The 23,951-nt window shown below is 71.1% G+C and carries 24 protein-coding genes; 12 read left to right on the top strand and 12 right to left on the bottom strand.

The window, feature by feature from the left end:
• Positions 1-3 precede the first annotated feature (3 nt).
• Positions 4-114: a keywimysin-related RiPP gene (locus tag ACJ9NR_RS38385; protein ID WP_107056101.1), complete on the bottom strand. Its 111-nt coding sequence runs from the start codon at positions 112-114 to the stop codon at positions 4-6.
• Between the two features lie 966 nt (positions 115-1,080).
• Here ACJ9NR_RS38385 and ACJ9NR_RS38380 point away from each other — a divergent pair.
• Positions 1,081-1,350, top strand: coding sequence for a hypothetical protein (locus ACJ9NR_RS38380; RefSeq protein WP_412492946.1), 270 nt, complete (start codon positions 1,081-1,083; stop codon positions 1,348-1,350).
• A 484-nt stretch (positions 1,351-1,834) separates the two neighbouring features.
• On the opposite strand, the gene ACJ9NR_RS38375 is transcribed toward ACJ9NR_RS38380, so the two are convergent.
• Positions 1,835-2,476, bottom strand: coding sequence for a TetR/AcrR family transcriptional regulator (locus tag ACJ9NR_RS38375; RefSeq protein WP_412492945.1), 642 nt, complete (start codon positions 2,474-2,476; stop codon positions 1,835-1,837).
• 99 nt (positions 2,477-2,575) lie between these two features.
• Between ACJ9NR_RS38375 and ACJ9NR_RS38370 the strand changes: the two genes are divergently transcribed.
• Positions 2,576-3,568, top strand: a complete 993-nt coding sequence (locus tag ACJ9NR_RS38370; RefSeq protein ID WP_412492944.1) for a substrate-binding domain-containing protein — start codon at positions 2,576-2,578, stop codon at positions 3,566-3,568.
• Positions 3,569-3,589: 21 nt separating this feature from the next.
• Here ACJ9NR_RS38370 and ACJ9NR_RS38365 read toward each other — a convergent pair whose 3' ends face one another.
• From ACJ9NR_RS38365 to ACJ9NR_RS38355, 3 genes are all read right to left on the bottom strand, one after another.
• Positions 3,590-3,751, bottom strand: coding sequence for a hypothetical protein (locus tag ACJ9NR_RS38365; RefSeq protein WP_412492943.1), 162 nt, complete (start codon positions 3,749-3,751; stop codon positions 3,590-3,592).
• A gap of 115 nt (positions 3,752-3,866) precedes the next feature.
• A complete protein-coding gene (locus ACJ9NR_RS38360) occupies positions 3,867-4,703 on the bottom strand; it encodes a prephenate dehydratase (RefSeq protein ID WP_412492942.1) in 837 nt (278 codons plus the stop codon).
• Between the two features lie 484 nt (positions 4,704-5,187).
• Complete coding sequence (locus ACJ9NR_RS38355) at positions 5,188-6,072, bottom strand: aldo/keto reductase family oxidoreductase (protein ID WP_412492941.1); 885 nt, start codon at positions 6,070-6,072, stop codon at positions 5,188-5,190.
• A 93-nt stretch (positions 6,073-6,165) separates the two neighbouring features.
• On the opposite strand from ACJ9NR_RS38355, the gene ACJ9NR_RS38350 reads away from it, so the two are divergent.
• Positions 6,166-7,029 (top strand): LysR family transcriptional regulator, encoded by an 864-nt coding sequence (locus ACJ9NR_RS38350; protein WP_412492940.1) that lies wholly within the window; start codon positions 6,166-6,168, stop codon positions 7,027-7,029.
• A 731-nt stretch (positions 7,030-7,760) separates the two neighbouring features.
• Here ACJ9NR_RS38350 and ACJ9NR_RS38345 read toward each other — a convergent pair.
• Complete coding sequence (locus ACJ9NR_RS38345) at positions 7,761-8,135, bottom strand: hypothetical protein (protein WP_412492939.1); 375 nt, start codon at positions 8,133-8,135, stop codon at positions 7,761-7,763.
• A 64-nt stretch (positions 8,136-8,199) separates the two neighbouring features.
• Between ACJ9NR_RS38345 and ACJ9NR_RS38340 the strand changes: the two genes are divergently transcribed.
• On the top strand, positions 8,200-9,168 hold the full coding sequence (locus ACJ9NR_RS38340; RefSeq protein WP_412492938.1) for a TIGR01777 family oxidoreductase: 969 nt from the start codon (positions 8,200-8,202) through the stop codon (positions 9,166-9,168).
• A 409-nt stretch (positions 9,169-9,577) separates the two neighbouring features.
• On the opposite strand, the gene ACJ9NR_RS38335 is transcribed toward ACJ9NR_RS38340, so the two are convergent.
• Positions 9,578-10,135 (bottom strand): TetR/AcrR family transcriptional regulator, encoded by a 558-nt coding sequence (locus tag ACJ9NR_RS38335; protein WP_412492937.1) that lies wholly within the window; start codon positions 10,133-10,135, stop codon positions 9,578-9,580.
• 132 nt (positions 10,136-10,267) lie between these two features.
• Here ACJ9NR_RS38335 and ACJ9NR_RS38330 point away from each other — a divergent pair, with 132 nt between their 5' ends.
• The 3 genes from ACJ9NR_RS38330 (at position 10,268) to ACJ9NR_RS38320 (ending at position 13,203) form a co-directional block, all read left to right on the top strand.
• On the top strand, positions 10,268-11,743 hold the full coding sequence (locus ACJ9NR_RS38330; RefSeq protein WP_412492936.1) for an MFS transporter: 1,476 nt from the start codon (positions 10,268-10,270) through the stop codon (positions 11,741-11,743).
• A gap of 75 nt (positions 11,744-11,818) precedes the next feature.
• Positions 11,819-13,006 (top strand): cytochrome P450, encoded by a 1,188-nt coding sequence (locus ACJ9NR_RS38325; RefSeq protein ID WP_412492935.1) that lies wholly within the window; start codon positions 11,819-11,821, stop codon positions 13,004-13,006.
• Entirely contained in the window at positions 13,003-13,203 is a 201-nt protein-coding gene (locus ACJ9NR_RS38320; protein WP_412492934.1) for a ferredoxin, read from the top strand. Before ACJ9NR_RS38325 ends, ACJ9NR_RS38320 begins: the two co-directional genes overlap by 4 nt.
• A 113-nt stretch (positions 13,204-13,316) precedes the next feature.
• On the opposite strand, the gene ACJ9NR_RS38315 is transcribed toward ACJ9NR_RS38320, so the two are convergent.
• Positions 13,317-14,285, bottom strand: a complete 969-nt coding sequence (locus ACJ9NR_RS38315) for an NADP-dependent oxidoreductase (RefSeq protein ID WP_412492933.1) — start codon at positions 14,283-14,285, stop codon at positions 13,317-13,319.
• A gap of 89 nt (positions 14,286-14,374) precedes the next feature.
• On the opposite strand from ACJ9NR_RS38315, the gene ACJ9NR_RS38310 reads away from it, so the two are divergent.
• The gene (locus ACJ9NR_RS38310; RefSeq protein WP_412492932.1) at positions 14,375-14,953 is read left to right on the top strand and encodes a TetR/AcrR family transcriptional regulator; all 579 of its coding nucleotides are present in this window, start codon (positions 14,375-14,377) and stop codon (positions 14,951-14,953) included.
• Between the two features lie 436 nt (positions 14,954-15,389).
• Here ACJ9NR_RS38310 and ACJ9NR_RS38305 read toward each other — a convergent pair whose 3' ends face one another.
• Together ACJ9NR_RS38305 and ACJ9NR_RS38300 are read right to left on the bottom strand one after the other, a co-directional pair.
• The gene (locus ACJ9NR_RS38305) at positions 15,390-15,647 is read right to left on the bottom strand and encodes a Rossmann-fold NAD(P)-binding domain-containing protein (RefSeq protein WP_412492931.1); all 258 of its coding nucleotides are present in this window, start codon (positions 15,645-15,647) and stop codon (positions 15,390-15,392) included.
• Between the two features lie 391 nt (positions 15,648-16,038).
• Positions 16,039-16,689, bottom strand: coding sequence for a TetR/AcrR family transcriptional regulator C-terminal domain-containing protein (locus ACJ9NR_RS38300; RefSeq protein WP_412492930.1), 651 nt, complete (start codon positions 16,687-16,689; stop codon positions 16,039-16,041).
• Positions 16,690-16,759: 70 nt separating this feature from the next.
• On the opposite strand from ACJ9NR_RS38300, the gene ACJ9NR_RS38295 reads away from it, so the two are divergent.
• The 4 genes from ACJ9NR_RS38295 to ACJ9NR_RS38280 all read left to right on the top strand — a co-directional run bounded on the left by ACJ9NR_RS38295 (position 16,760) and on the right by ACJ9NR_RS38280 (position 21,930).
• Complete coding sequence (locus ACJ9NR_RS38295) at positions 16,760-18,142, top strand: FAD-dependent monooxygenase (RefSeq protein WP_412492929.1); 1,383 nt, start codon at positions 16,760-16,762, stop codon at positions 18,140-18,142.
• A gap of 318 nt (positions 18,143-18,460) precedes the next feature.
• Complete coding sequence (locus tag ACJ9NR_RS38290) at positions 18,461-18,916, top strand: DoxX family protein (protein ID WP_412492928.1); 456 nt, start codon at positions 18,461-18,463, stop codon at positions 18,914-18,916.
• 784 nt (positions 18,917-19,700) lie between these two features.
• Positions 19,701-20,453: a GAF and ANTAR domain-containing protein gene (locus tag ACJ9NR_RS38285; protein WP_412492927.1), complete on the top strand. Its 753-nt coding sequence runs from the start codon at positions 19,701-19,703 to the stop codon at positions 20,451-20,453.
• A 247-nt stretch (positions 20,454-20,700) separates the two neighbouring features.
• Complete coding sequence (locus tag ACJ9NR_RS38280) at positions 20,701-21,930, top strand: PP2C family protein-serine/threonine phosphatase (RefSeq protein ID WP_412492926.1); 1,230 nt, start codon at positions 20,701-20,703, stop codon at positions 21,928-21,930.
• 10 nt (positions 21,931-21,940) lie between these two features.
• On the opposite strand, the gene ACJ9NR_RS38275 is transcribed toward ACJ9NR_RS38280, so the two are convergent.
• On the bottom strand, positions 21,941-22,732 hold the full coding sequence (locus ACJ9NR_RS38275; protein ID WP_412492925.1) for a class I SAM-dependent methyltransferase: 792 nt from the start codon (positions 22,730-22,732) through the stop codon (positions 21,941-21,943).
• Positions 22,733-22,986: 254 nt separating this feature from the next.
• Complete coding sequence (locus ACJ9NR_RS38270) at positions 22,987-23,904, bottom strand: endo-beta-N-acetylglucosaminidase H (protein ID WP_412492924.1); 918 nt, start codon at positions 23,902-23,904, stop codon at positions 22,987-22,989.
• Between the last annotated feature and the right edge of the window lie 47 nt (positions 23,905-23,951).

The raw sequence follows: 23,951 nt of genomic DNA, 5'->3' as shown, positions 1-23,951 counted from the left end.
GCGTCAGTTCTTGCTCAGGATCAGTCGGTCGTTGCCGGCGCGCCCGAGGAGCCCGGTCTCCTTCCGGAACGTGCCGAGCCGGACCAGGGTCGGTGCCTCGTAGGCCTTCTTCATGATCACTCCTCACGTAGGGGTTGCCGACCGCGTCCCTCGATCGATCAGTGGCCTGGGCTCATCGGGGGCCCGGGCCGGGAAGCGGCCTGGCACCTAGCTAGCTGCGGACCCGGCGAGCCAGGCAAGAACACCGGCTAAAATCTGATAATCCGCACAATCCGTGTCGCCCGGGGCATGCGCTCCGCTTGCGCGGGCGACGGCCGGTGCCGCGCCGGCCTGCGCCGCTGACCTGCGCCGTCCGCGGAGAAGCGTTTCGACCTGCCGCCCGGCGACGGCGCACCGGACGCGCCGGGCCCTTCTGCCCGCGGCCGCCCGCGGGCGGCGCCCGGCGCGCGTGCCGCCGGGGCGCGTGCGCCAACTCCTGTCCTGTCCTGGGGGTGGCCCGTACCGCTGGACCGTTGCGTCCCCACCGGATCTCCTCGCTCCACGGCGGGTTCCGCATCGCCTGCGGCCCCTGGTACGGCGCGCTTGGGCCTGCCGGACGGGCCGGCGCGGCATCCGCCGTCCGCTGTCCCGGCGCGAGCACGGCCCCGGCGAGCTCGCCGACCGCCGCGTCGGCGGCGAGGCCGTGCAAGGGGCATGCGGGCGCCTCCGGATCGCACCACCCCGACGAGCCGAACTCAGGAGGCGCGCGGCTCGCAGCATGGAATGACCGCAGCTGTTGGGCGCCTACTGGTCGGACTCACCAGTCTTGCGGCACCGGAGCGGCAGATGCTCCCGAGGCGAGCAACCTCGGCCGCGCCGAGCGGAGCCGTCTCACGCCGACGGCGCCCTGCTTCGGACGTCGACGCTGAACGCTGCCTCAGTCCTGACCGTGCTCGCCGTCACCGCGGCCATCGGCAGAACCGGCTGCAGCACACCCCGCGGCCAGGCGCCGCACCGAAGGGGACCAAAGGGCCCTGTGCCCGGCCACCGCCTCAACGCATCCTCAACGCATAGTGAAGTACCAGCCCCCGGGAGGTCACGATGACGAACGTCGACTCAGTGGCCAGAGGCCTTGTCGATCAGTTCTTCGCGCAATGCCATCCGGAGGCCGCGTCGGCCCTGGCGCACTGGCATGACACTGGCGAGCTCGACCGGGTCACCGTCAGCCAGCTCAGGCTCTGGGCAGCCAACCGAACCTTGGACGTGCTGGCCCGGCCGTCCAGCAGCACCCCGCAACGAGCTGCGATCATCAACGAGCGTCATGTACTGATCGACTGGCTGGAAACCCAGGGGCACCCGGCACTGGGCTGACCACGGACGGCGGCAGGCTGCTTCGCCGGGATGAGGCCACTTCTCGTCTGCCGGGCTCCCGGAAAAGGGAGCAGCATGAAGAGGGCAGAAGGCCCGGCCTGTACGTCGGGGCCGGCATCCACTCGGGAACCGCCTGATCAGCAGTGGCCGTCAGCTCGCGGGAGTACTGATGGCAGTGCACCGCGGGCCGGACATCACCCTGCCGGCCCGCGGGCACCCCTGGTCGGCACGTCCTCAGCGCCGCAGGCCTCTGCGCTACCGCGACCTCCCGCGAAACCCAACGGGACAACGAGACTGATCATTGTCAAGGTCATGGTGTCGCCTCGGCCCGCACCGCCCCGAAACCCCGCCCGGGCGCCACTCCCCCACCGCCGTCCGTGGCCCGCCGGCGGAACACCACCGCGGCGTGGTCCGTCACGGCGCCGACGCACGACGGTGCCGCCTCCGCATGTGCAGTGGCCGTGCAGCCTGAGCTGGGTGACGCTCACCGCGGAGTGTCGTCCGGGCGCCCGGCTCCGTCGAGCAGCCCCCGGACGGCGTCGTTGAATCCCGCCGTGTCGGTCAGGCCGAACGCCACACGCTGGAGCAGGAATCCGTGCAGCAGACCCATCAACACCCGTGCGCCGCTCTCCGGCTCCACGGCTTGGACGGCGCCCGCCGCCTGTCCGCGGCGCAAGGCGTCGGCGATGCCGCGACGGACCCTTTCGAAGCCCTCCGAAGCGCGGGCACGCAGACCGTCGTTGCGCAGCAGCTCCGACCAGGTCTGCACGACGCACGCCAGCAGTTCCTCGACCGGTACCACCTGCCCTGCGGCGTCCGTGACGCTCTCGGCACTCAGTGCCTGAAGGGAGGCGGCGGCCAGGTCACTCAGGGAAGGAGCGTCAGCGGCCACGGCCACCCGCTCCATCGGCTCGAAGATCAGCCGGAAGGCGTCCCCGGCGATGGCCAGGATGATCTCCTCCTTGCTCGCGAAGTAGCGGTAGGGGGCACCCGCGGACACACCGGCTGCGGCGGCGATGTCCGGCATCGAGGTCTGGTGGAAGCCTTCCCGCGCGAAACAACGGCGCGCCGCCGCCACGATCTGCGCACGCCTGGCCTCCCGACGCTCGGGCGTGATACGCGGCATGCCGGCCTCCACCACAGTGAATGATTGTTCATCTTGACATGGGGAGCATATCTGCCCGATGGTGAAAGTGAAAGCTCATTCACGGAAGCGAGGATCTTGATGAGCACCGAACTGACCATCGGCACCTACCGCTACGAGCACACCGAGGCGCTCTTCGACGGCCGCGTGAAGATCGACGGGGTGGACGCCGCCCTCGCAACGGAGCCGCTGGTCTCGGACCTCTTCCGAAACATGCTCCAAGGCCGCTACGACATCGCGGAACTCGGCCTGACCTACTTCCTGCGCACCTTCGACCTGCAGGACCCGCCGTTCATGGCGCTGCCCATCTTCCCGAACCGCAACTTCCGGCATTCCGCCATCTTCGTGAACACCGAGGCAGGGATCGAAAAGCCGCAGGACCTCGCCGGCAAGACGCTCGGCGAGTTCGCGCTCTTCGGCCACGACGCCGGGATCTGGCCCAAGGGCATCCTGTCGGACGAGTACGGCGTGAGCGCCGACCAATGCCGCTGGGTCATCGGCGGCACCAACCATCCCGTCCCCGCGTTCGACTGGCTACCGCAGCCGGTGCCGGACGGCGTGCACGTGCGGCACGCCGGCGACGGCCGGACCCTGGGCGCCATGCTCGCCTCCGGCGAGATCGACGCGCTCATCTCCGTCGACGTGCCGCAGGCCATGATGCAAGGATCGACGAAAATCGCCCGGCTCTTCCCCGACTACGAGAACGTCGAACGCGACTACTACCGGCGCACCGGGATCTTCCCCCCGATGCACATCATCGCCGTCCGCAAGGACCTGGTGCACCACGGCGAGGAACTGCGCTCGGTCTACCGCGCCTTCGTCCAGGCCAAGGAGCTGGCCCAACGGACATACCTCGAGGACGCCCTGAAACAGCACATGAGCCTGGTGACCCCCTGGTTCAGCAGCCTCTTCGAACGCAACCGCAGCCTGCTCGGCGAGGACTGGTGGCCCTACGGCCTGCACGCGAACCGCACGGCGGTCGACACCTTCCTGCGCTACCACCACGAACAGGGCCTCTCCAAGAACCTGCTGACCAACCGCGACATCTTCGTCCCCGAGTTCCTCCACACCTAGTCGTCGGAGGCGCGGCCGGCTTCACGCCTCGTCGCACTGGGGCTTGGTGCGGGCGCCGCGCTCCAGTTCCCCGGTGAGCCGGACCCCGTCGGGGCCGAGGTGGAGGTTGGTGAGCAACGTCCCGTCGGTCAGGCCCTCGCGTCGCTCGAAGGCGGGCACCGCGGGCAGCCGAGCGGGTGTCATGACACCACCGAAGTCGAACACAACGCCCTCTGCGGTGCTGGGTCATGCCCACTACCCCTGAAGAGCGGCCGGACCCTCTTCCCCGAGCAGGGTGCGTCTCTCACTCCGGGCACTCTCAGCTTCTGCGCCGGCGCTGGTGCGCAGGGTAGACGCCCAGAATGCGTACCTCGGTGGAGAAGAAGCGCAGTTCGTGCAAGGCGAGCGCGACGCGCTCGTCGTCGGGGTGGCCCTCGATCTCGACGTAGAAGCGGCTGGGGTTGAGCCCCGCGCCCATCTGGTAACTCTCGATCTTGGTGAGGTTCACACCGCTGCTGGCGAAGCCGCCGAGCGCCTTGTACAGGGCGCTGGGGATGTTGCGCACGCAGAAGAACAGGCTCGTCATGGTCGGCTGCCCAGTGTTCGGGGCCAGGACGGCGTCCCGGGCAAGGACGACGAACCGCGTGGTGTTGTCCGGATCGTCCTCGACCTCGGGGCGCAGCACCTGAAGGCCGTAGAGTTCGGCCGCGGCGGGCGGGGCGAGGGCCGCGTGCCGCGGGTCGCCCAGTTCGGCCACCTCACGTGCCGCGCCTGCCGTGTCGTCGCTGACGAGGGTGCGCCAGCCGCCCTCGCGCAGCACCTTGCGGCACTGGCCCAGCGCGTGCACATGGCTGCGTACGCACTCCACCTGGTCCAGCGTCGCGCCGGGCACGCCCATCAGGTCGAAGCGGATGGCGAGGAAGTGCTCGGCGACGATGAACAGACCCGACTCGGGCAGCAGATGGTGTACGTCGGCGACGCGACCGGCGGCAGAGTTGTCCACCGGGATCACGGCGATGTCGGCGTCGCCGAGGGTCACAGCGTCCAGGGCCTGTTCGAAGCTCGTACAGGACAGTTCGCCGCCTCCGGGGTGGAGGGCTCGCGCGGCGGTCGCCGAGTTGGATCCGGGTTCGCCCTGATAGGCGGCGATCGTCACCGTGTTCAGCCTTCCTGGAGGAGGTCCTGGCGTGGCGCAGCAGAAGCTCCGTCGTGCAGCGCACCTGCTGAACCGGTGAACCGGCTTCGAGCAGGCTCACCGGAGGAGGCCGGCCGCGGCACCAGTCTGCCGCCAGTGCGTGTCCTCACGCCGTGGTGACCACATGATGGACGGCGTGACCGGCTCGGCCGACCCGAGCGGCGAGCCGCTCCTCGAAGGGCACGGTCAGGCAGTGCGGGGCCGCGGGGACATCCTGCACGGCCACGACCCGGCTCATCCGCTCGTCGTGGCGGACGCCACGGACAGACCGAGGCCGCCGCGCCCTGCGGGAGAGTCGGCGGCAGGGCCGGCCGCTGCCTCGGGCGGCGCTGGCACCGGCCCAGGCCGGTGTCGTGGCGGCCCTGTAGGGCTTCCAGGGGCTTCCAGGGGTCGGACTCCAGGGCACAGTGCCGCAGGCCGCCGGGCGGGCTCACGCCGGCCGGGTTCAGCGGCCGATCTTGTCCAGCTCGGCGAGTTCCTCCTCGGAGAGCGAGAGTCCCGCGCCGGTGACGTTCTCGCGCAGGTGGGCGACCGACGAGGTGCCGGGAATGAGCAGGATGTTCGGTGACCGCTGCAGCAGCCAGGCCAGGGCGACCGACATCGGCGCCGCATCCAGCCGGGCGGACACCGCCGTCAACGCCGCCGACTGCAGCGGGGTGAAGCCGCCGAGGGGGAAGAACGGAACGTAGGCGATGCCCCTGGCGGCAAGGTCGTCGATCAGCTCGTCGTCCTGGCGGTGGGCGAGGTTGTACATGTTCTGCACGCATACGATCGGCGCGATCGCCTGCGCCTCGGCGACCTGTTCCGCCGTCGCGTTGCTCACTCCCAAGTGCCGAATGAGGCCCTGCTGCTGGAGGTCGACAAGGGCCCCGAAGGGTTCGGCGAGCGAGCCGGACCTCGGGCCCTGGGCGTCGCCGAGCCGGAGATTGACCACGTCGAGAGCGTCGAGGCCGAGGTCCTGGAGGTTCTCGTGAACGGCGCGGCGCAGGTCCTCGGGCCGTCGGGCGGGGGGCCAGCCGCCCTGTTCGTCGCGGACCGCGCCGACCTTGGTCACGATGTGCAGCGATGTGTCGTAAGGGTGCAGCGCTTCACGGATCAGCCGGTTGGTGACGCGTGGTCCGTAGGCGCCGGCAGTGTCGATGTGGGTGATGCCCAGGGCGGCGGCCTCACGCAGGACGGCGAGTGCGCCGTCGTGGTCGGCGGGCGGGCCCATGACGCCGGGGCCGGCGAGCTGCATGGCGCCGTACCCGAAACGGCTGACGGTCAGGTCGCCCAGGGTCCAGGTGCCGCCGGGCAGTGACGCGGAGGGTGTGTTCGCGGTGTCGCTCATGCCGTCGATGCTCACCCTGGGACGGGCACCGCATCCAATACCGATCCGGTGCCCTGTCATACCCGGCGGGTATCACCGGAGTAGGCTGGGATCATGGACGCCCTGGAGACCCGCGAGCTGAGGTACTTCCTCGCCGTCGCCGAGGAACTCCACTTCGGCCGTGCCGCCGAGCGCCTCGGCATCGCGCAGCCACCGCTGTCCCGGGCGATTCAGCAGCTCGAACGGCGCCTCGGCGTCGCCCTGCTGCAGCGCAACCGCCGCGGCGTCGCCTTGACCGACGCCGGTCGGATGCTGCTGCACGAGGGCCGCGCAGCCCTCGACGCGATGACAGCCGCCGCCCGCCGCACCCGCCGCACCGCCGGCGCCGACCGCCCGGGCGGCTCCCGCAACCGCCTGGTGCTGGCGGTCAAGGCCGGCGCATCCCATGAACTGCTGCACAAGCTCCTCGACGCCTACGCGGCCGAGCCCGGCGCAGCCGAGATCGAGGTCCTGCCCAGCGGCACGTGCGAGCAGGGCGAGATGCTGCGCGACGGCCGCGCCGATGCGGCCCTCATGCACGCACCGTTCAACTCGCTCACCGGCTTCGACAGCGAGGAACTGATGACCGAAGGGCAGATCGCCATCCTGCCCGCCGCGCACCCCCTCGCCACGCACAGCACACTGTCCCTCGCCGACATCAGCAACATTCCCGGTCTTCCGCTCGCCCGCTGGGCCCACGACGGTGTCTACCCACCCGGCCCGGGCCCCGAGATCCACGACCAGACACAGCTGGCCCAGCTGATCGCCCTCGGACGCACCATGGCCGTCTACCCCGACTCCGCCCGCGCCTGGCTGTGGGCCGAGCACACCGCCGTCCCCCTGACCGACGCACCCCCCGTCGTCACCCACCTCGCCTGGCCCGCGCACAGCCGCTCCCTCGCCCTCGCAGAACTGATCCGCACAGCCACACGACTGTGACCGGCGGGCCGCGCCCCGAGGGAACGCCGCTGCCCGATGAGCTCTCAGGAGGGAGCCCTCAGGAAGGGTCCTCGGGGCGACTGGACCGCTGGCGTGCGGGCACAGGTGCGAGTTCAGCGGCGTCGCCGCCTCCACCGGGGCCCAGTGGTCGGAGGCGGCGTGAGCAGGACTGAAGCGCCCCTCGGGGCCGTCCGGGGCGAACACCCGCATCGTGGTCTCGGCGGTGGTCCTCAACGTCCAAGCGGGCTCGGCGTGGTTGCCGGCGTAGGTCACCTCGGCCGTGAGGCGCCAGGTGAGCAGGCGCCGGTCCTCGGTGTGCGGGACGACGACCACCCGCCGGGTCCCGCCCACGGGTACGGTCAGCGGCAGCTCGGAGCTCGGATTGAGCGGGCGTCGCCTGTCACCGACGGCAGTCCGGACGGCGGGCGGTGTCTCGTCCAGGAGGATCTCGTGGTCCGGCATGAGCATCGGCTGGTAGTTCTCCAGGCCGCGGCGTCGGGCTTCGGCCAGGTCGTCGGCGAAAGAGGCGGAGGGGCCGGGCAGGGGCACGACCACCACTCCGTCGGGCCGGAACTCCTCATGGGAGACGACCTCGGCACGCAGCGCGCGCAGGACGACGGGGACCGTACCGTTGGCCATCAGATCGACCTACACGTGATGGCCGGAGCAGCGGATGTCCAGGGACTCGGGGCCGACCTCGGAGCTGGGCAGCAGGCGCACGCTGATGTGTGTCAGTCCGAGCAGGCGGGTGGCGAACCGGACGCCGTCGTCGGGTGCGGTGGCGCCGGACGGACTGCCGGTGGGTGGCAGACCTCGGGGTCGTCCGGGCTCACCTTGTACGAGAAGGGGCGCCTGTCGTCGTACCGGGGCTCGAGGCGGGGTGGGTCGGGGTCGAGGAGGACGGTGTGGCGGCGGGGCGAGACCACTCCGGCGTGCGGCATGAGGTGACCGCGCGGGCGATGCCGTTCGAGCACCACCGGGCGCAGGGCGCTGAGTACAACCGTCCTGCCCGCGAGCACGGTGACGGTGAGCCGCAGGATGACACCGCTGGCGGGCACGGTGCGGTCGGGCTCGTCGCCCAGCGCGGGCACGTGGACGACCCGCACCCCCGGTTTTGAACGCGTTCAACTCTTGGGTCTAGACTCACCGGGGACGAAGGAGAGGCAGCCGGTGAAGATTGTGATCCCTGGGGGCAGCGGACAGGTCGGCGCGGTCCTGAAGCGCGCGCTGGACGCCGCCGGCCACGAAGTCGTGATTCTCACCAGACGCCCCGGGCGCGAGGGCGAGGTCCCGTGGGACGGTCAGACCCTGGGCCCGTGGACGGCGGCGGTGGACGGCAGCGATGTCGTGATCAACCTGGCCGGACGCACGGTGAGTTGCCGGTACACGGCGGCCAATCTGCAGGAGATGATGGACTCCCGGGTCGACTCCACCCGGGTCGTGGGCGCCGCGATCGCGGGCGCTGCCCGACCGCCACGGGTCTGGCTGCAGATGAGCACCGCCACGGTGTACGCGCACCGCTTCGACGCCCCCAACGACGAGGCCACCGGTGTGATCGGCGGCAGCGAACCGGGCGTGCCCGGCTACTGGGCGTACAGCGTCGAGATCGCCAAGGCCTGGGAGCAGGCCCAGCAACAGGCCGATACGCCGGCCACGCGCAAGGTCGCCCTGCGCTCGGCCATGGTGATGAGCCCGGACCCCGGCGGGGTCTTCGCCGTTCTATTGGGACTGGCCCGCCTGGGTCTGGGCGGCCCGGTCGCCGGTGGCGCGCAGTATGTGTCGTGGATCCACGAACACGACTTCGTGCGCGCGGTGGAGTTCCTGATCGACCGGGAGGACGTCACAGGGCCGGTGAACCTGGCGGCTCCCCATCCTCTGCCGCAGCGTGCGTTCATGCGCACCCTGCGCTCCGCGTGGGGTGTGCCGGTGGGTCTGCCTGCGACCAGGTGGATGGCCGAGGTCGGCGCGTTCGCCCTGCGCTCCGACACCGAACTGCTGCTCAAGAGCCGCCGTGTCGTCCCGGGCCGGCTGACGCAACTGGGCTTCGACTTTCGATACGCGCAGTGGCCGCAGGCCGCGGACGAGCTGGTGCGCAGGGTGCGCGAACGACTCGGAGGCGGCTCCGCGGCACGCCGGTGAACGAATCCGGCAAGGCAGCCGATCCGGCCGCCCCTCGGCCCTGGCCGACCTGTGCTGCACCAGCCACCACGCACGCACGCAACGCCGCCCTCCCCCTGGCCGGCCTCGGCGTCGCGTGATCAGGGCGGATCTGCTCTGTCACGCCGTCATGCCGGGACAGCCGTCGAAGTCGAGCAGCTGTCCGGTTCGGACGGCGGCGTCGCGCCGCGGTGCTCATTCCGGGTCCTCGACGAGGATCGCGGCGACGCCTCCTGGCAGCGCCTGCAAGCCGGCGAACGGCGACAAGGACCGGATGCGCCGCTGACGCTCGTGCAGCCGGTCCGAGCTCTTCCGAGCTTTGCGGCATCGGTCAGTGCGGCGAGCCCGCGTGAGGAGCGAGTTCGGCGCCGTGCGCCGCACGGAGTGGGCATCAGGTGTCGCGCCCGTGCAGTCCGGCGAGTGCCGCGTCGAGAATCGGCTGTCGGTATTCCGGGGTTCCGGGGATCTTCGCGATGGCCACCACGAGGTCGAGGATCTGGTCGAGGTCGAGGTCGCCGGCGATCTCGCGCGCTTCCTGGGCGGCAAAGAGCAGCGGCCGGCCGGCTGCGAGCATCCGGCCCCGGCTCTGGAAGACGGGATCGGTCGTGTCGGTGTGCTCCAGCAGTCCGAGGACGACCGGCCGTTTGGTGGTGACGTACTGGAAGAACCGGCGCAGCCACGTCATGAGCCGCTCCCCCGGGCTGTCACCCTCGACTGTCGCGGCGGCGGCGCAGACCTCATCCACCTCGTCGACGAGGAGTGCCTCCAGGAGTTCGTGGCGGGTCGCGAAGTTGCGGTACAGGGTCGCCGGGCCGACCCCGGACCTCCGGGCGATCTCGGCCATCGACGTCTCGGCTCCGGTGACGGCGAAAGCGCTGCGCGCCGCCTCGAGGATCCGCTGGCGGTTGCGGGCCGCGTCGGCCCTTCTGGAGGGCGGATGGTCAGTCATTCCAGTGTCCTTGCGTAAGTGGACAGGGTCTCCGTATGGTGATGTGGACACCCTCTCCGTTTCCGGCGGAGACTCTACCGAACCTGTTCAAGGATCCGTCATGAGCACAGTAAACGCCCCGGACCGCCGGCCATGACCGGCCCATCACGTCCCGTTCACCGCCGGATGGTGCTGGCGATCTGCTGCCTCAGCGTCGGCGTGACCGGCATCGACCTCAGCATCGTCAACGTGGCGCTCCCGTCGATCAGCAGGGACCTGCACGCCTCGGTCAGCGGCCTGCAGTGGACGGTCGACGCCTACTCCCTGGTCATGGCCTGCCTGCTCGTGCTGTCCGGCTCCATGGCCGACCGCTTCGGCCGCAAGCGGGTCTTCCAGCTCGGGCTGTCGCTGTTCTCCCTCAGTTCCCTGCTCTGCGGCCTGGCGCCCGGCGTCGGGTGGCTGATCGCCTTCCGCGCTCTGCAAGCGGTGGGCGGCTCGATGCTCAACCCGGTCGCCATGTCGATCATCGTCAGCGTGTTCACCGACCGCCGGGAACGGGCCAGAGCGGTCGGCGTGTGGGGCTCGGTGATCGGCATCACCATCGCGGCCGGGCCCGTCCTCGGAGGCCTCCTGGTCAGCGGCATCACCTGGCGATCGGTGTTCTGGGTCAACGTCCCGATCGGGATCGCCGCCATCCTGCTCACCCGGAGATTCGTCCCCGAGTCCAAGGCCCCCCGGGGCCGCGCGTTCGACCCTGCAGGCCAGGCGCTCATCATCGTCCTGTTCGCGTCGGTCATCGCCGCGACGATCGAGGGCCCCCGCCACGGATGGGCAGACCCCTGGATCGTCGGGCTGTTCGCACTCGCCGTCCTGGCCCTCACCGGAATGCTCGTCGTCGAGCCCCGGCGCTCCGAACCACTGATCGACCTGCGGTTCTTCCGCAGCCCTCCGTTCTCCGGCGCGAACACGATCTCCGTCGTGATGTCGGCCGGTCTCGGCGGGTTCCTGTTCATCAGCACCCTCTATCTCCAGGACGTCCGCCGCCTCAGCCCCCTGCACGCCGGACTGATGATCATCCCGCTGGCCGTGGGCCAGGCAGTCGCCGCCAACCTCTCCGGGCGTCTTCTCGCTTCCCAGGGCGGCCGCCTCCCCCTCACCCTGGGCGGCGCAATGCTCGCCACCGGCAGCTTCCTGCTCATCCCCCTGACCGCGCACACCGGGACGGGCCACCTGCTGGCCGCCTACGCCGTCTTCGGCTTCGGCGCGGGCATGGTCAGCCCACCGGTCAACCACACCGCGGTCACCGGACTGCCGCCCGACCAGGTCGGTGTCGCCGGCGCGCTCGCCGCCAGCGCCCGCCAGTTCGGCGCCTCCATCGGCGTCGCCGTCGCCGGCTCGATCGTGGCCGGCACCGGCACCGGCTTCGTCAGCTCAAGCCACGCCGCCTGGGCCGTCCTCGGCGGCTGCGGACTCGTCGCGCTCGCGCTCGGCGTCCTCTCCACCAGCGGCTGGGCCGAGGCCGCCGCCGCTCGCAACGGCCAGCGCCTCGCCACCGCGCCGAACCCGGCATCTCAGAGCCACCCTCTGGCCGGCCGCTCCGCGGACTCCAGCGGAGCCAGGAACGAGTGACGCGGTGCCTCTCACGACCAAGGCCCCTCTTCCGTAATCCGCTTGGATTCGATCCTGAGCGATGGAGACTCCTCGATGACCGCTCCCTCCCTGCAGACCGCCCGCCGCTGCCCGTACGCGCCCCCCGAACAGCACGCCCGCATCCGGGACACCGCTTCCGGCGTCTCCCAGGTCACCCTGCCCAGTGGCCAGGTCGCCTGGGCCCTCAGCCGGCTTGAACACATCCGGACCATGCTCACGGACGCGCGGTTCAGTTCCGATCGCCGGCATCCCGACTTCCCCCGGTTCACCCGCGAGCGGCGCGCCTTCTTCCCCGGTCGATCGCTCATCCACATGGACCCGCCCGAGCACGGTCCCGCTCGCAGGGCCGTGGTCGGCGAGTTCACCCTGCGCCGCATGGCCGGCCTGCGCCCGCGCATCCAGGAGATCGTCGACGAGCACATCGACGCGATGCTGGCCGGGCCGCGGCCCACCGACCTCGTACAGGCCCTCTCCCTGCCGGTGCCGTCCCTGGTCATCTGCGAGCAGCTCGGCGTGCCGTACGACGACCACGACTTCTTCCAGGCCCGCAGTTCTGCCCTGCTCAGCCGCGCCCTCACCACCGAGGGCAGGACCCGGGCGCTCACGGAGCTCCGCGACTACCTCAAGGACCTGATCGCCAAGAGGGCCACCGAGCCGACCGACGACCTGCTGGGCCGTCAGCTCGCCCAGGACAACGACCCCGAGGACGTCCTGTCGCTGGCCTTTCTGCTGCTGCTCGCCGGGCACGAGACCACCGCCAACATGATCTCGCTGGGCGTGGTGACGCTGCTGGAACGCCCGGAGGAACGGGCGGCGCTGCGCGAGGACCCGGCGCGTACCCTGCCCGCGATCGAGGAGCTGCTGCGGGTCTACACCATCGCCGAGTTCGCCAACTCCCGCGTCGCCGTCGAGGACGTGGAGATCGGCGGCGTGACCATCCGGGCCGGCGACCCCGTCCTGGCACTGACCAACGCGGCGAACCACGACCCCTCGGCCTTCGACGAGGCGGACGAGATCAAGCTCGACCGGGGCGCCCGCAACCACGTCGCCTTCGGCTTCGGCATCCACCAGTGCCTCGGCCAGAACCTGGCCCGGCTGGAACTGCAGATCGTCTTCGACACGCTCTTGCACCGGATTCCGACGCTGCGGCTGGCCACGCCCGCCGACCGGCTGCCCTACAAGGACGACGCCCTCATCTACGGCATCCACCAGGTACCCGTGACGTGGGAGGAGCCGGCATGACCAGAATCGTGGCGGATGCCGACCGGTGCGTCGGAGCGGGCCAGTGCGTCCTGACCGATCCCGGCACGTTCGATCAGAGCGAGGAGGACGGCACGGTCGTCGTCCTTCAGAACACCCCGGCGGACGACGAGGCACTGGAACGGGCCCGGGAGGCCGTCGCGATCTGCCCGAGCCGGGCCCTGTCCCTGACGGAGTAGCCGCCGGCGCGGGGCGCGGCCGTGGCGGCTGCCGTCCGCGACCGGTCAACCGCCCCGGCGCGGGCCTGCGGGCCGGCTCACGCATCGGCTGATCCGCGGCCCGGCGCGTGCACTCAGGGCTGAGGCCGAAGGTCGATCACGACCTTGCCGCGAACGTGCCGGGCCGCCTGGAGTTCGACGGCCGCGCGGATGTCCTCGACGGGAAAGGCCGCCGCGATGGGTACCCGCAGGCGGCCGGCTGCCACCAGGCGCGCGATGTTCTCGAGAGCATCGGATGCGGCGTTGGCGCCGTTGGCAGCAGGGACCCCGTCGACGTGCGCCGCGATGGTGCAGATGCGCCCATCCGGCACCCCCAACTCGCGGGCCACGTGCACGGTGTCCGTCCCGTGCAGGTCCAGTGCCGCGGTGACGGGGCCGGTACCGAGGTCGCGGACCCTGCTGGTCAGGCCCTCGCCGTACGCGACCGGTTCGGCGCCGAGGCTTCGCAGATGTTCCGCCGACGACGGCGAGCCGGTCCCGATGACGCGCGCACCCGCGATCCGCGCCAGTTGCACCGCGAACACGCCGACCCCGCCGCCCGCCCCGCCGACCAGCACCGTGTCGTCCGGACCGAGGCCGAGGACATCGAGAGCAGCGGCCGCGGTGCTGCCCGCGATCGAGAGCGTGGCGGCGGTGCGGTCGTCGACGCCGTCCGGGGTGTGATGAGCGATGCCGCTCGCGAGGTTCCCGTTCGCGTCGAGGACGACGTGGTCGGCGACGGCTCGGGACAAGGCAGCCCCGAACACGCGGTCACCGACCGCGTAGCCGTTCGCGCCCGCACCGACCTGGTCGACGACTCCGGCGTAGTCAGTCCCGAACCCTGCGGGCAGGCCGAGGCCGAACCGTGCCGCGGTGTCGGCGTCCGCGGTCATGAACCAGTCCATCGGATTCAACCCGGCTGCCGTCACACGCACGCGGATCTGTCCGTTGCCGACCTGGGGTTCGGGCACGTCCTGCAGGGCCAGTACCTCCGGGCCGCCGAAGGATTCGAGCCGGACCGCCCTGCTCGCGCCGTCCCGAGGTCGGTTGTCGTGCTGCCGCATGTCGTACTCGTCTCCTCGCGCTCGTGGAGCCAGCCTGAAGCGGACTATGCTCCGTTTACGAGGTCCACCATAACCGGAGCGTGATCCGTTTGACCGAACCCGAGCCGCGGGCGACCCGGGCCGATGCCGCCCGCAACCGCGAGCAGCTGCTCGAGGTCGCGACGCGCGTGCTCGCCTCGCCCGGCGAGGAGACGTCGATGCGCGCCATCGCCCGCGAGGCCGGTGTCGGCATCGCGACGCTCTACCGCCACTTCCCGACCCGCGAATCGCTGGTGGAGGCTGTCTACCGTGACCAGGTCGTCCGCCTCACGAACGGTGCCCGGGACCTGCTCGCCGAGGCGGCTCCGGCCGTCGCGCTGCGGCGCTGGATGGACTTGTTCGGCGACTGGATCGCGACGAAGAACGGCATGCTCGACACCCTGCTGACGATGATCGAGTCCGACGTCGTCGGCCACGCCCGGACCAGGGACGAGCTCCTGAACGCCGTATCGTCGATCCTCGACGCAGGGCGCGCCGCGGGAGACCTCCGGCCCGACGTCACCGCCGAGGAGGTCGCGGCCAGCCTGATCGGGATCTTCACCGTCGCGCACCAGCCCGGCCACGCGGTCACAGCCGATCGGCTTCTCGACATCCTCCTCGACGGCCTTCGCCCTCAAGGGCATCCGTGAGGCACCGTCGGACGGCCCGCGGAAGCCCCCAGGTCCACTGACCACGAGGCGCGAGCAAGCACCCTCGTGATCACGCGCGTCGCGACGAAGCCGGACGGCTTCTCGCACACCCGCCGGCACGACCACACCGCTCGCGGTGGATCTGCCGGCGCGCCGGCGGCCTGCCGGCGGGCTCGAGTCCGGATGGAGCCGGACGGAGCCGGGGTGGAGTCGACGCTGCCGTTCCAGTCGATGTCACCCGCTGTATCGGCGGTGGCTGGCCTGGACGCGCGGGAGCAACCGCTCCCGGTTCGCCAGCGGTGGATGATCGGGTCGGCCACCTGTCGCCGGTCCCGCCGGCGGCCACGGCGGGCGTTGCTCCTGGGCGGCCGAGCCTCCAGCGGGCCCCACTCGTCATCGATGGCATCCCCTGCCGAGCATGCCCCTGGCCTCTCGCTCAGCCGGCGTTCGCGCCGGTGAGCTGGTCGGCGACGCTGCGGGGCTCCCGGCCCAGCAGCTCGGCGAGCAACGGACCGACCCCCGCGAAGCGGCCTTCCCTGGCGGCCTGGAAAGTGGTGAGCGTCATCCGTGCCATCGCCTCCGGAGTACCGGCGGCGACCTTCTCCGCGATCCATGCCTCGTCGTCCAGCGTGACGCGCTCGACCTCCCGGCCCGTGGCCGCCGAGGCCATGGCGGCGAGGTCGTCGAACGTCACGGCCCGGCGGGCGGTGAGCGTGACGGGGCCGTCGAAGCTTCGGTCGCCGGCCAGGATGACCGCTGCCGCTTCGGCGGCATCCGCCCGGTCGGTCCAGGAGACAGGCCCGTCCGCCGGGGCCGTGAGACAACTCCGCCCTGTCCGCGATCCGCAGGTGTCCGCGGACGTCGGCGGACCGTCGAGTGCGGCGCAGGACGGCTCGCGACATGCCCGGCGTGCGGCAGCACCCCGGCCGATGAAGCGGGCCGGCGAGCACGACCTGGTCGGCGGGCTCATCGAGGAAGCCCTCGATCACGGCATCAGCCGACGGCCACCAGCCACCCGATCCGAGAGTTCGGCGACGCCACCGCCTCCGGCTCTCCCCCGCCATCGCACAGGCACACGACAGCGGTCAGTCGATGCCGTAACGGGTGGCGATGCCCGTGACGACGAGCGCCAGTCCTTCCTCGAACTGGCGGTCGTAGTCGCCGAAGAGCAGTTCGCCGGCCGCCGCGGCGAGCGGGAAGTCGGTCATACGGCGGGTGCGTTCGCCGATGTCGAGCCGTTCCCGGGCGGCTTCCGGGGAGGGCCGCATGCCTTGTTCCTCGATGACGAAGCCGATGGTGAAGGAGTTGGCCGTCCGTCCCGCGTCCACGGCCTGGGCGAGGGTGAAGCCGGCGGAGCTCAGCAGGCGCAGGTCCGCCTCGAGGGCGGGAGCGTGGTCGGTGCCGGTGAAACGGGTGCCGCTGAAGACCTTCGCGCCGTCGCGGTAGCCGAGCAGCGCGGTCCGCAGTCCACGGTTGGCCTTCAGCAGCCGCTCCTGCCAGGTGTCGGCGGGGTCGAGTTCGGTGCCGGCGGCCATCCGGCGGTGGATCTCGGTCGCCATCTCGTCCAGCAGCGCCTGCTTGTCCCTGAAGTGCCAGTACAGGGCAGGCGCCTTGACGTCCAGTTCCCGGGCGATGGCGCGCAGGGTCAGACCGTCCAGGCCGACCTCGTTCAGCAGTCGCAGCGCGGTGTCCGCGACCCGGCGACGGTCCAGCGGCGCGCGTCGTTCCGTACTCACGCTTGACAGCTTAACGGCGATAAGGGCACTCTCGATCCGCAGCGACTTAACAACGTTAAGGAGAATTGTGATGGATGTACTGATCGTGGGCGCGGGCCCGACCGGCCTCACCCTGGGCGTCGACCTTGCGCGGCGCGGAGTGCGGGCAGTTGTGGTGGAGCAGGCGGACGCGCTGTTCCCCGGTTCGCGCGGCAAGGGGATCCAGCCCCGCACCCAGGAGGTCTTCGACGACCTGGGTGTCCTGGAGGCGATCCGCGCGGCGGGCGGCCCCTACCCGCCCCGCGTCGTCTGGAAGGACGGCGAACAACTCGGCGAGCAGCCGATGTTCGACCCGGTCGAGGCGGAGGAGGGCACGCCGTACACCGATCCGCTCATGGTCACCCAGTGGCGCACTCAGGAGGTGCTGTACGCACGGCTCGCCGAGCTGGGCGGACAGGTCGTCTTCGGGTGCGGGGTGAGGGCCGTGGAGCAGGAAACGTCCGGGGTGAGCGCGCGTTGCGCCGACGGTACGGTCCTCGTCGCGCGGTACCTCGTCGCGGCCGACGGGGGACGCTCGGCGGTCCGGCGCGCGGTGGGCGTCGGCATGAACGGGCAGACGGTCGACGCGGCACCGTTCCTGGTGGCGGACGTACGGCTACGAGGTCTGGACCGGGACCACTGGCACACCTTCCCGGCGGACGACGGCAGCGGCGTCGCGCTGTGCCCGCTGGCCGGCACGGACGACTTCCAGCTCCAGGCGCGTCTGGCCGGGCACACCGAGCCCGACCTGACCCTCAACGGCGTCCGCGAGCTGGTCGCCGCGTACACGCACCTGAGCCGCGAGGACGTCACAGAGCTGCGCTGGGCCTCGGACTTCCGGCCGCGCACCGGACTGGCGGACCGCTTCCGGGCGGGCCGCGTCCTCCTGGCGGGCGACGCGGCCCACGTGCACTCGCCGGCCGGCGGCCAGGGCCTGAACACCAGCGTCCAGGACGCCTACAACCTGGGCTGGAAGCTGGGCGCCGTGCTGCGCGGCGACGCACCCCACACGCTGCTCGACACCTACGAGGAGGAGCGGCGGGCGAACGCGGCGGCCATGCTGGACCTGTCCACGGGGGTGCACCGCGGCACGGTGAGGCGCGGGCAGGCGACGGTGCAGCTGGGGCTGGGCTACCGCGGGTCGTCCCTGGCCGAGGAGACACGGACCGATCCGCCCGGCGTACGGGCGGGCGACCGGGCACCCGACGGCACGGTGAACGGCGTACGGCTCTTCGACGCCTTCCGGGGCCCGCACTGGACCCTGCTGGGCGCACCGGCCCCCTCCCCCGACCTGCGCGCCCTCCCGGCGGCCCCCGACTCCTACGGCCCGGGCGTCTTCCTGATCCGGCCCGACGGCTACGTCGGCTGGGCGGGCGACACGACCCGGGGGCTGGCGGAGTACGCGGCGCGGACGGGCGCCTTCACGACGTCATGAACCGCGCCGCAACGCGGCACCACAGAACTGATCCACACGGCACCGCCGGCGGGCCATGGGAGCGGTCCCATTCCATATGGATTCGGTCACCTTTTCGGATTGAAGTGTGGGGCGGTGTGCCGTCCGACGTGCGATCACGGCCCGGACAAGGCCGTGACCGCGCGGAAAAACATGGCCTGATGTTGAACTTGCAAGCACTACGGGCGGAGCCTCAGTCTGGACTCCTCGTTCGGTACCGCCCCCACAACCGGCCCGGCGTCCCCCCTTGTCCGGCAACCCGGACGGCCGGCCGGTCCCACACCGAAGTGGAGACCCCCCATGTCCGCACGCCTCAACTCCGCTCAACCGTATGTGATAGGGCTGTTCCGCATCGTCGCCGGCCTGCTGTTCGCCGTACACGGCGCCGCCTCGCTCTTCGGCGTCCTCGGCGGAGCCATGGGCACCCACGGCGGCACCATCCCGGCCGGCACCTGGCCAGGCTGGTACGCGGCCGTGATCCAGCTGGTCGCCGGAGCCCTCGTCCTGGTGGGCCTCGGCACGCGTGGCGCCGCGCTCATCGCGTCGGGCTCGATGGCGTTCGCGTACTTCGACGTCCACCAGCGGCACGCGCTGTGGCCGATCCAGAACGGCGGCGAGCCTGCGGTGCTGTTCTGCTGGGCGTTCCTCCTGCTCGTCTTCACCGGCTCCGGCGCCTTCGGCCTGGACCGGCTGGCCTCCCGGCGCACGGCGGCCGTGCCCGAGCCGGCCGCGGAGCAGCGGCCCGTGGCGGCCTGAGCGACCCCGACGTACGGCACAGCGCGGCGCCCTTCCCTCCGTCCCACGCCGTCCCACGGCGGGAAGGGCGCCGACGCCCCGAGCCGCTCGCGGACCGGGTTCGGGACGGCGTCCTTGCGAGCCGTGAGCTACGACGACGCGGTGCCCTTCAGCGGTCCTCGCACGGGCTACGGCCCGACGCGCCCACGACTGCAACGACGCCCGGCTCTTCTCAACATGTCCACCGACTCGGCGACCGCAGGCGGGGCCAACGGATGCCCGGTCGGCCCAACTCCCGGACGCCGGCGGACGATTGACGAATCCAGGTCACTGAAGACGACCGGACGGCCCGGCCAAGCTGATCGTGATGGACTCGGCTACGACGCCGCTTGCGATCCCACCCGCGATGGATCGTGCGTGCCGTGGACCAGAGGATCAGAGGACCAGAAGACCAGACGACCAAGAGTGGTGACGCAGCCGGCGTGAGAGAAAGACAGTGGCGGCGGCTGCCGTGCCCTGCCCCGCCGTCCACCCGTCTCTCTGCCCCGCCGTCTCCCGGTCTCTCTGTCCCGCCCGGAGGACCGACGCGACTGGGCAGCCTGCGCGTCCTCACGGCGTATCGCAGTTTCCACGCACCGCGACGTGGTTACTCAAGAGGGAGGGCCACGCCGTTCTGGTGACTCCACCAACGTCAGACAGTGGTCACACTGGAGGTGTTCCTTCGGAGGTTGGACTCCGTCGCCCCTGGTGACGGGAAGTAAACGCCGGCCCCAAGGCCGCGTGCCTCGAAGGAAAGAACCCCCTGATGAACTCCGACGACACTCACGACGTCCCTGACGTCTCCGGCGTCTCTGACACCAGCCGCATCACCCAGTGGCTGCTGGACACCGACTCGGTCGAGGACTTCCTGCAGACGCTGGCCGACGCAGCGCTCCAGCTGTCCCCCGCCCAGAGTGCCGGGCTGACGCTGGAGGGTGAGGGCCGACCGCTGACCGTGGTCAGCTCCGGAACCCCGGCGTCCGAGCTGGACGAGAAGCAGTACGGCCAGGACGACGGCCCCTGTCTGCAGACCCTGCGCACCGGCGAAGAACTGCGCATCGACGACGTGCGCGAGGAGACCCGGTGGGGCTCCTATCCCGGCTACGCCGTGGCATGCGGAATCCGCTCCTCCCTCTCCCTGCCGATCGCCGCCCACACCCACACCGCCGGCGCACTGAACCTGTACGCCGCTCCGCCCGCCGCGTTCGAGCGAACCGATCTCACCGCCCTGCGGGCCCTGGCCGCTGAGGCCACCGGCGCGATCGCACTGGCGCAGCGCATCGCCGACGCGGAGGCATTCGCCGACCAGCTTCAACAGGCCATGCGTTCCCGCAGCGTCATCGACCATGCCCTCGGTGTGATCATGGGTCAGCGCCGGTGCACCGCCGAGGAAGCCTTCGGCATCCTGCGCTCCGAATCCCAGCACCGCAACATCAAGCTCCGCGATCTGTGCACCGCACTGATCACCGAGCTCACCGGCCAGCCTCCCATCACACCCGTCTGGCACCGCCGCCCGTGACACGACCGCCCATGGCACGACCGGCCGTTCCGGTTTCCTCCTGCACACCCGGCGCTGCCGCGCCGGCCGGTGACCGGCGAGGCCACCCGCGCCGCGCTCGCCGACCGTTGCCGTACCGCGTAGGCCTCCCCAGGCCCGTGGAGCCGCGTCGGCCCCCGCGGATCCGTCGGCACGCGGGGCTCATGTCAGACGGGATCCGGACGGATGCAGGTCTTGCCGGCCCCCACGACGCGAAGGAAGTGCGGTTGTGAGCACCGAGGCACTGGGAGGCACGCTGAGCCGGCTGCTGGAGGCCAGTCACACGACGGCGTTCGAGCAACTGCCCGGTCTTCTCGAGACGGCCGCACGGGAGGCGGGCGCGGGCGGGGCCCGGCTGTTCGTGGCGGATCTGCAGCAGGACGTACTGCGTGAGGTCACCGGCATCGGTCCGGACGCCGGCCGGGGCGGGGAAGAGGTACGCATCGAGGGAACTCTGCCCGGCCGGGCCTACCAGATCCTGGAGAGCACGACCGCACCCACCGGAGGCTCGTGCTGGACGCCGGTACTCGACGGCACCGAGCGCCTGGGCGTCCTGCGCGTCGACCCGCCCCCGGGGACGACGCACGGCTCCGACCCCGATGTCGTGCGGACGCTGGCCACCGTGGCGGGACTGCTGCTGGTCTCCAAACGGAGCAACAGCGACGCCCACGCCCGGCTGACCCGGACACGGAAGATGGGAGTCTCGGCGGAGCTGCAGTGGACGCTGATGCCGCCGCGCACCTTCGCCAACGACCGGGTCACCGTGAGCGCGGTGATGGAGCCCGCCTACCAGATGGCCGGCGACACCATCGACTACGCCGTCGGCGGTGACAACGCGCACCTGGCCATCTTCGACGCGATGGGCCACGACACCTCCGCCGGCCTGACCGCGTCCCTGGCCATGGCCACCTGCCGCAGCCACCGCCGGTCCGGCAGCGACCTCGCCGCCACCAGCCACGCCATCGAAGAGACCCTGACGGAGCAGTTCGGCCACAGCCGCTACGCGACCGGCATCCTCGCCTCTCTCGACCTCGCCACCGGACAGCTCAGCTGGGTCAACCGCGGGCACCTGCTGCCGGTGGTCATCCGCGGCGGGCGCTGGGCCACCACCCTGCACTGCCCGCCGGCCGGACCCATGGGCACCGGCCTCGGCCTGCCGACCGAGGTGTGCGTCGACCAGCTCGAACCCGGCGACCGGCTGCTGATGTTCACCGACGGCATCACCGAAGCCCGCGACGCTCAGGGTGAACTGTTCGGCCGGGAACGCTTCACCGACTTCCTCATCCGCCACCACGCCGACGGCCTGCCCGTCGCCGAAACCCTGCGCCGCCTCATCCATGCCGTCCTCGACCACCACGACGGCCGCCTGGACGACGACGCCACCGTCCTGTTCTGCCAATGGCACGGCAAGACGACCGACCAGACAACGCCACGCTCCGCTGCCCGCGCGCCGAACTGATCACCAACACCTACGGCCGCTCATCGCCCGAAGACTGCACAGGCGTTCCGGGAGGGGCCGGCTCCTCGGTGCCGCGACGGGCCACGAACACCAGCTCCCTGCCCGGTCGGTCGGGTGCGTCGCGTACGTCCTCGACGACGAAGCCGTGTGCGTGCAGGTCCTGCTCGATCTCCGCACGTTCACGGAAGCGAAGTGTCGATTCCGAGGTCAGTACGGTCCCGTCCGCAGCGAACACGTATGTACCCCGGAAGCTCACCAGCGGCAGGCTCACGTCCGTCAGCTCGGTCCAGGTCTTGACGCGGCCCACGTCCGGGATGTCCGTCACGCGATACGTGGTCTCACGCGTCCACTCCGCCCACTCCTCCCACACGCGCCGCGCCGGATCGCGCGTCTCGAAGACGAGCCGCCCACCGGGCCGCAGCGCCCCGTACGCACCGCGCAGCGTCTCGTGCCACGCCCGCGGATCGGCAATCGCCTGAGCGGCGTTCCCGGTCATCGTCACCAGGTCGGTCTGCAGGGGTGGCAGGTCCCCCGTGTCGCCGTCGAGCCAGCGCACCCGCTCCCCGCCCGGCTTGCCCCGCGCGACGTCGACGGACGCCCGCGCGGGGTCGACGCCGGTGACCGTCGTCCCGCGCTCGGCGAGCAGCAGGGCGAACACGCCCGTACCGCACCCGATGTCCAGCACGGACCGCGCGTCGAACTCCTCCACCATCGCGAGATACGTGTCGAGATCACTGCGGTCCGAGTCGAGGAAGTCGTAGAGGGCGGCGAGGCGCGGGTGCCCGAACAGTGCGTCAACCATGGAGACCAACGTATGGGCCCAACGGCCCGCGCGGCGACCGCCTTTCGGGCTGCGGCGGTCACAGCGGCGTGGGCCTGCGGCGACACCGGTCACCGCACCAGGGCCATCGACCAGGACCCGCGCCGCGGCGTCTGCGTCGAGGTCGGCCGACCGCGCCCTCGACATCGTTGTCGAAGACGCGGCCTGTGCGGGTCGCGGCCTACCCGGTGGCGCAAGCCCTGCGGGGGCGGCGGGGGCCGGGGTGTGCGGTCGCCTCAGGGCGTGTAGACGGCGTCACTGCCGTACAACTCCCGGGTGAACGCGGAGACATCGGAGCTGCGGTCAGCGCCGTCGAGGTTGTACGTCAGGTAGACGCCGTACCCCTCGCTGACGGTGCGGCGGGCGAGGCCGGCGGCCGTGCTCTGCGAGGTCCGGCCGATCTCCACGGCCGCCGGCGACAGCTTCGACTTGGGCAGCGCGATGCCGGGGACCTGCCAGGTGCCGTAGTAAGGATTCCAGGCGTAGTCGAACTTGGACGAGATGTCGACGCCGCCGTAGGAGAGGCGCGACGCGGCCGGGCCGATGTCGTACAGGCTGATGATCTTGCCCGGCATCTTCGCACGCAGCGCTGTCACCAGCTGCACGAACGAACTGTCATTGGGCTGACCGGTGCCGTTGTTGCCGTACTCGGCGTACTCGTCGTCGAAGTCGACGCCGTCGAGTCCGTACTTGGCCACGGCGTCCGACAGTTGTGCGGCGAACGCCGAAGCCGCCTGCTGGGAGGGGAAGTTGGCGAAGCCCGCGCCCTGATGGTTGCCGAGCACGGACAGGACGACCTTGATGCCCTTCTGCTGCAACGGCCGTATCTCCGTGGCGGCGTTGTCGAGGACGCGCTGCACGTTCTCGTTGAAGTACAGGTACGCCTTCTTCGTACCCGTGTCGTAGTTGATGTTCGCCGCGAAGATCACGGCGACGTCGAAGACGTTGCCGCCGCCGTTGGCAAGGGTGTACTTGCCGACGTTCCGCATGCTGTTGTTGTTCACCTCGACGTACGCCACCGAGGTCGGCCCCTGTTTCGCAGGAGCGGTTGCCGCTGCCGCGCCGGTCGTCGCTGTCGTGCCTAAGGCGAGAACCGCGGCGGACGACAGCGCGAGCGCGGCCATCCGCACTCTGCTCCGTACCAGAGTGAACATCGTGATCGGTCTCCCATCGCGTGAGTCGGCGCCGACCTGTTTCGCAT

This window comes from Streptomyces sediminimaris (assembly GCF_047049295.1).
Classification (GTDB): domain Bacteria; phylum Actinomycetota; class Actinomycetes; order Streptomycetales; family Streptomycetaceae; genus Streptomyces; species Streptomyces sediminimaris.
The sequence above is the reverse complement of the archived record's forward strand: the minus strand, read 5'-3'. Positions and strand labels throughout refer to the sequence as shown.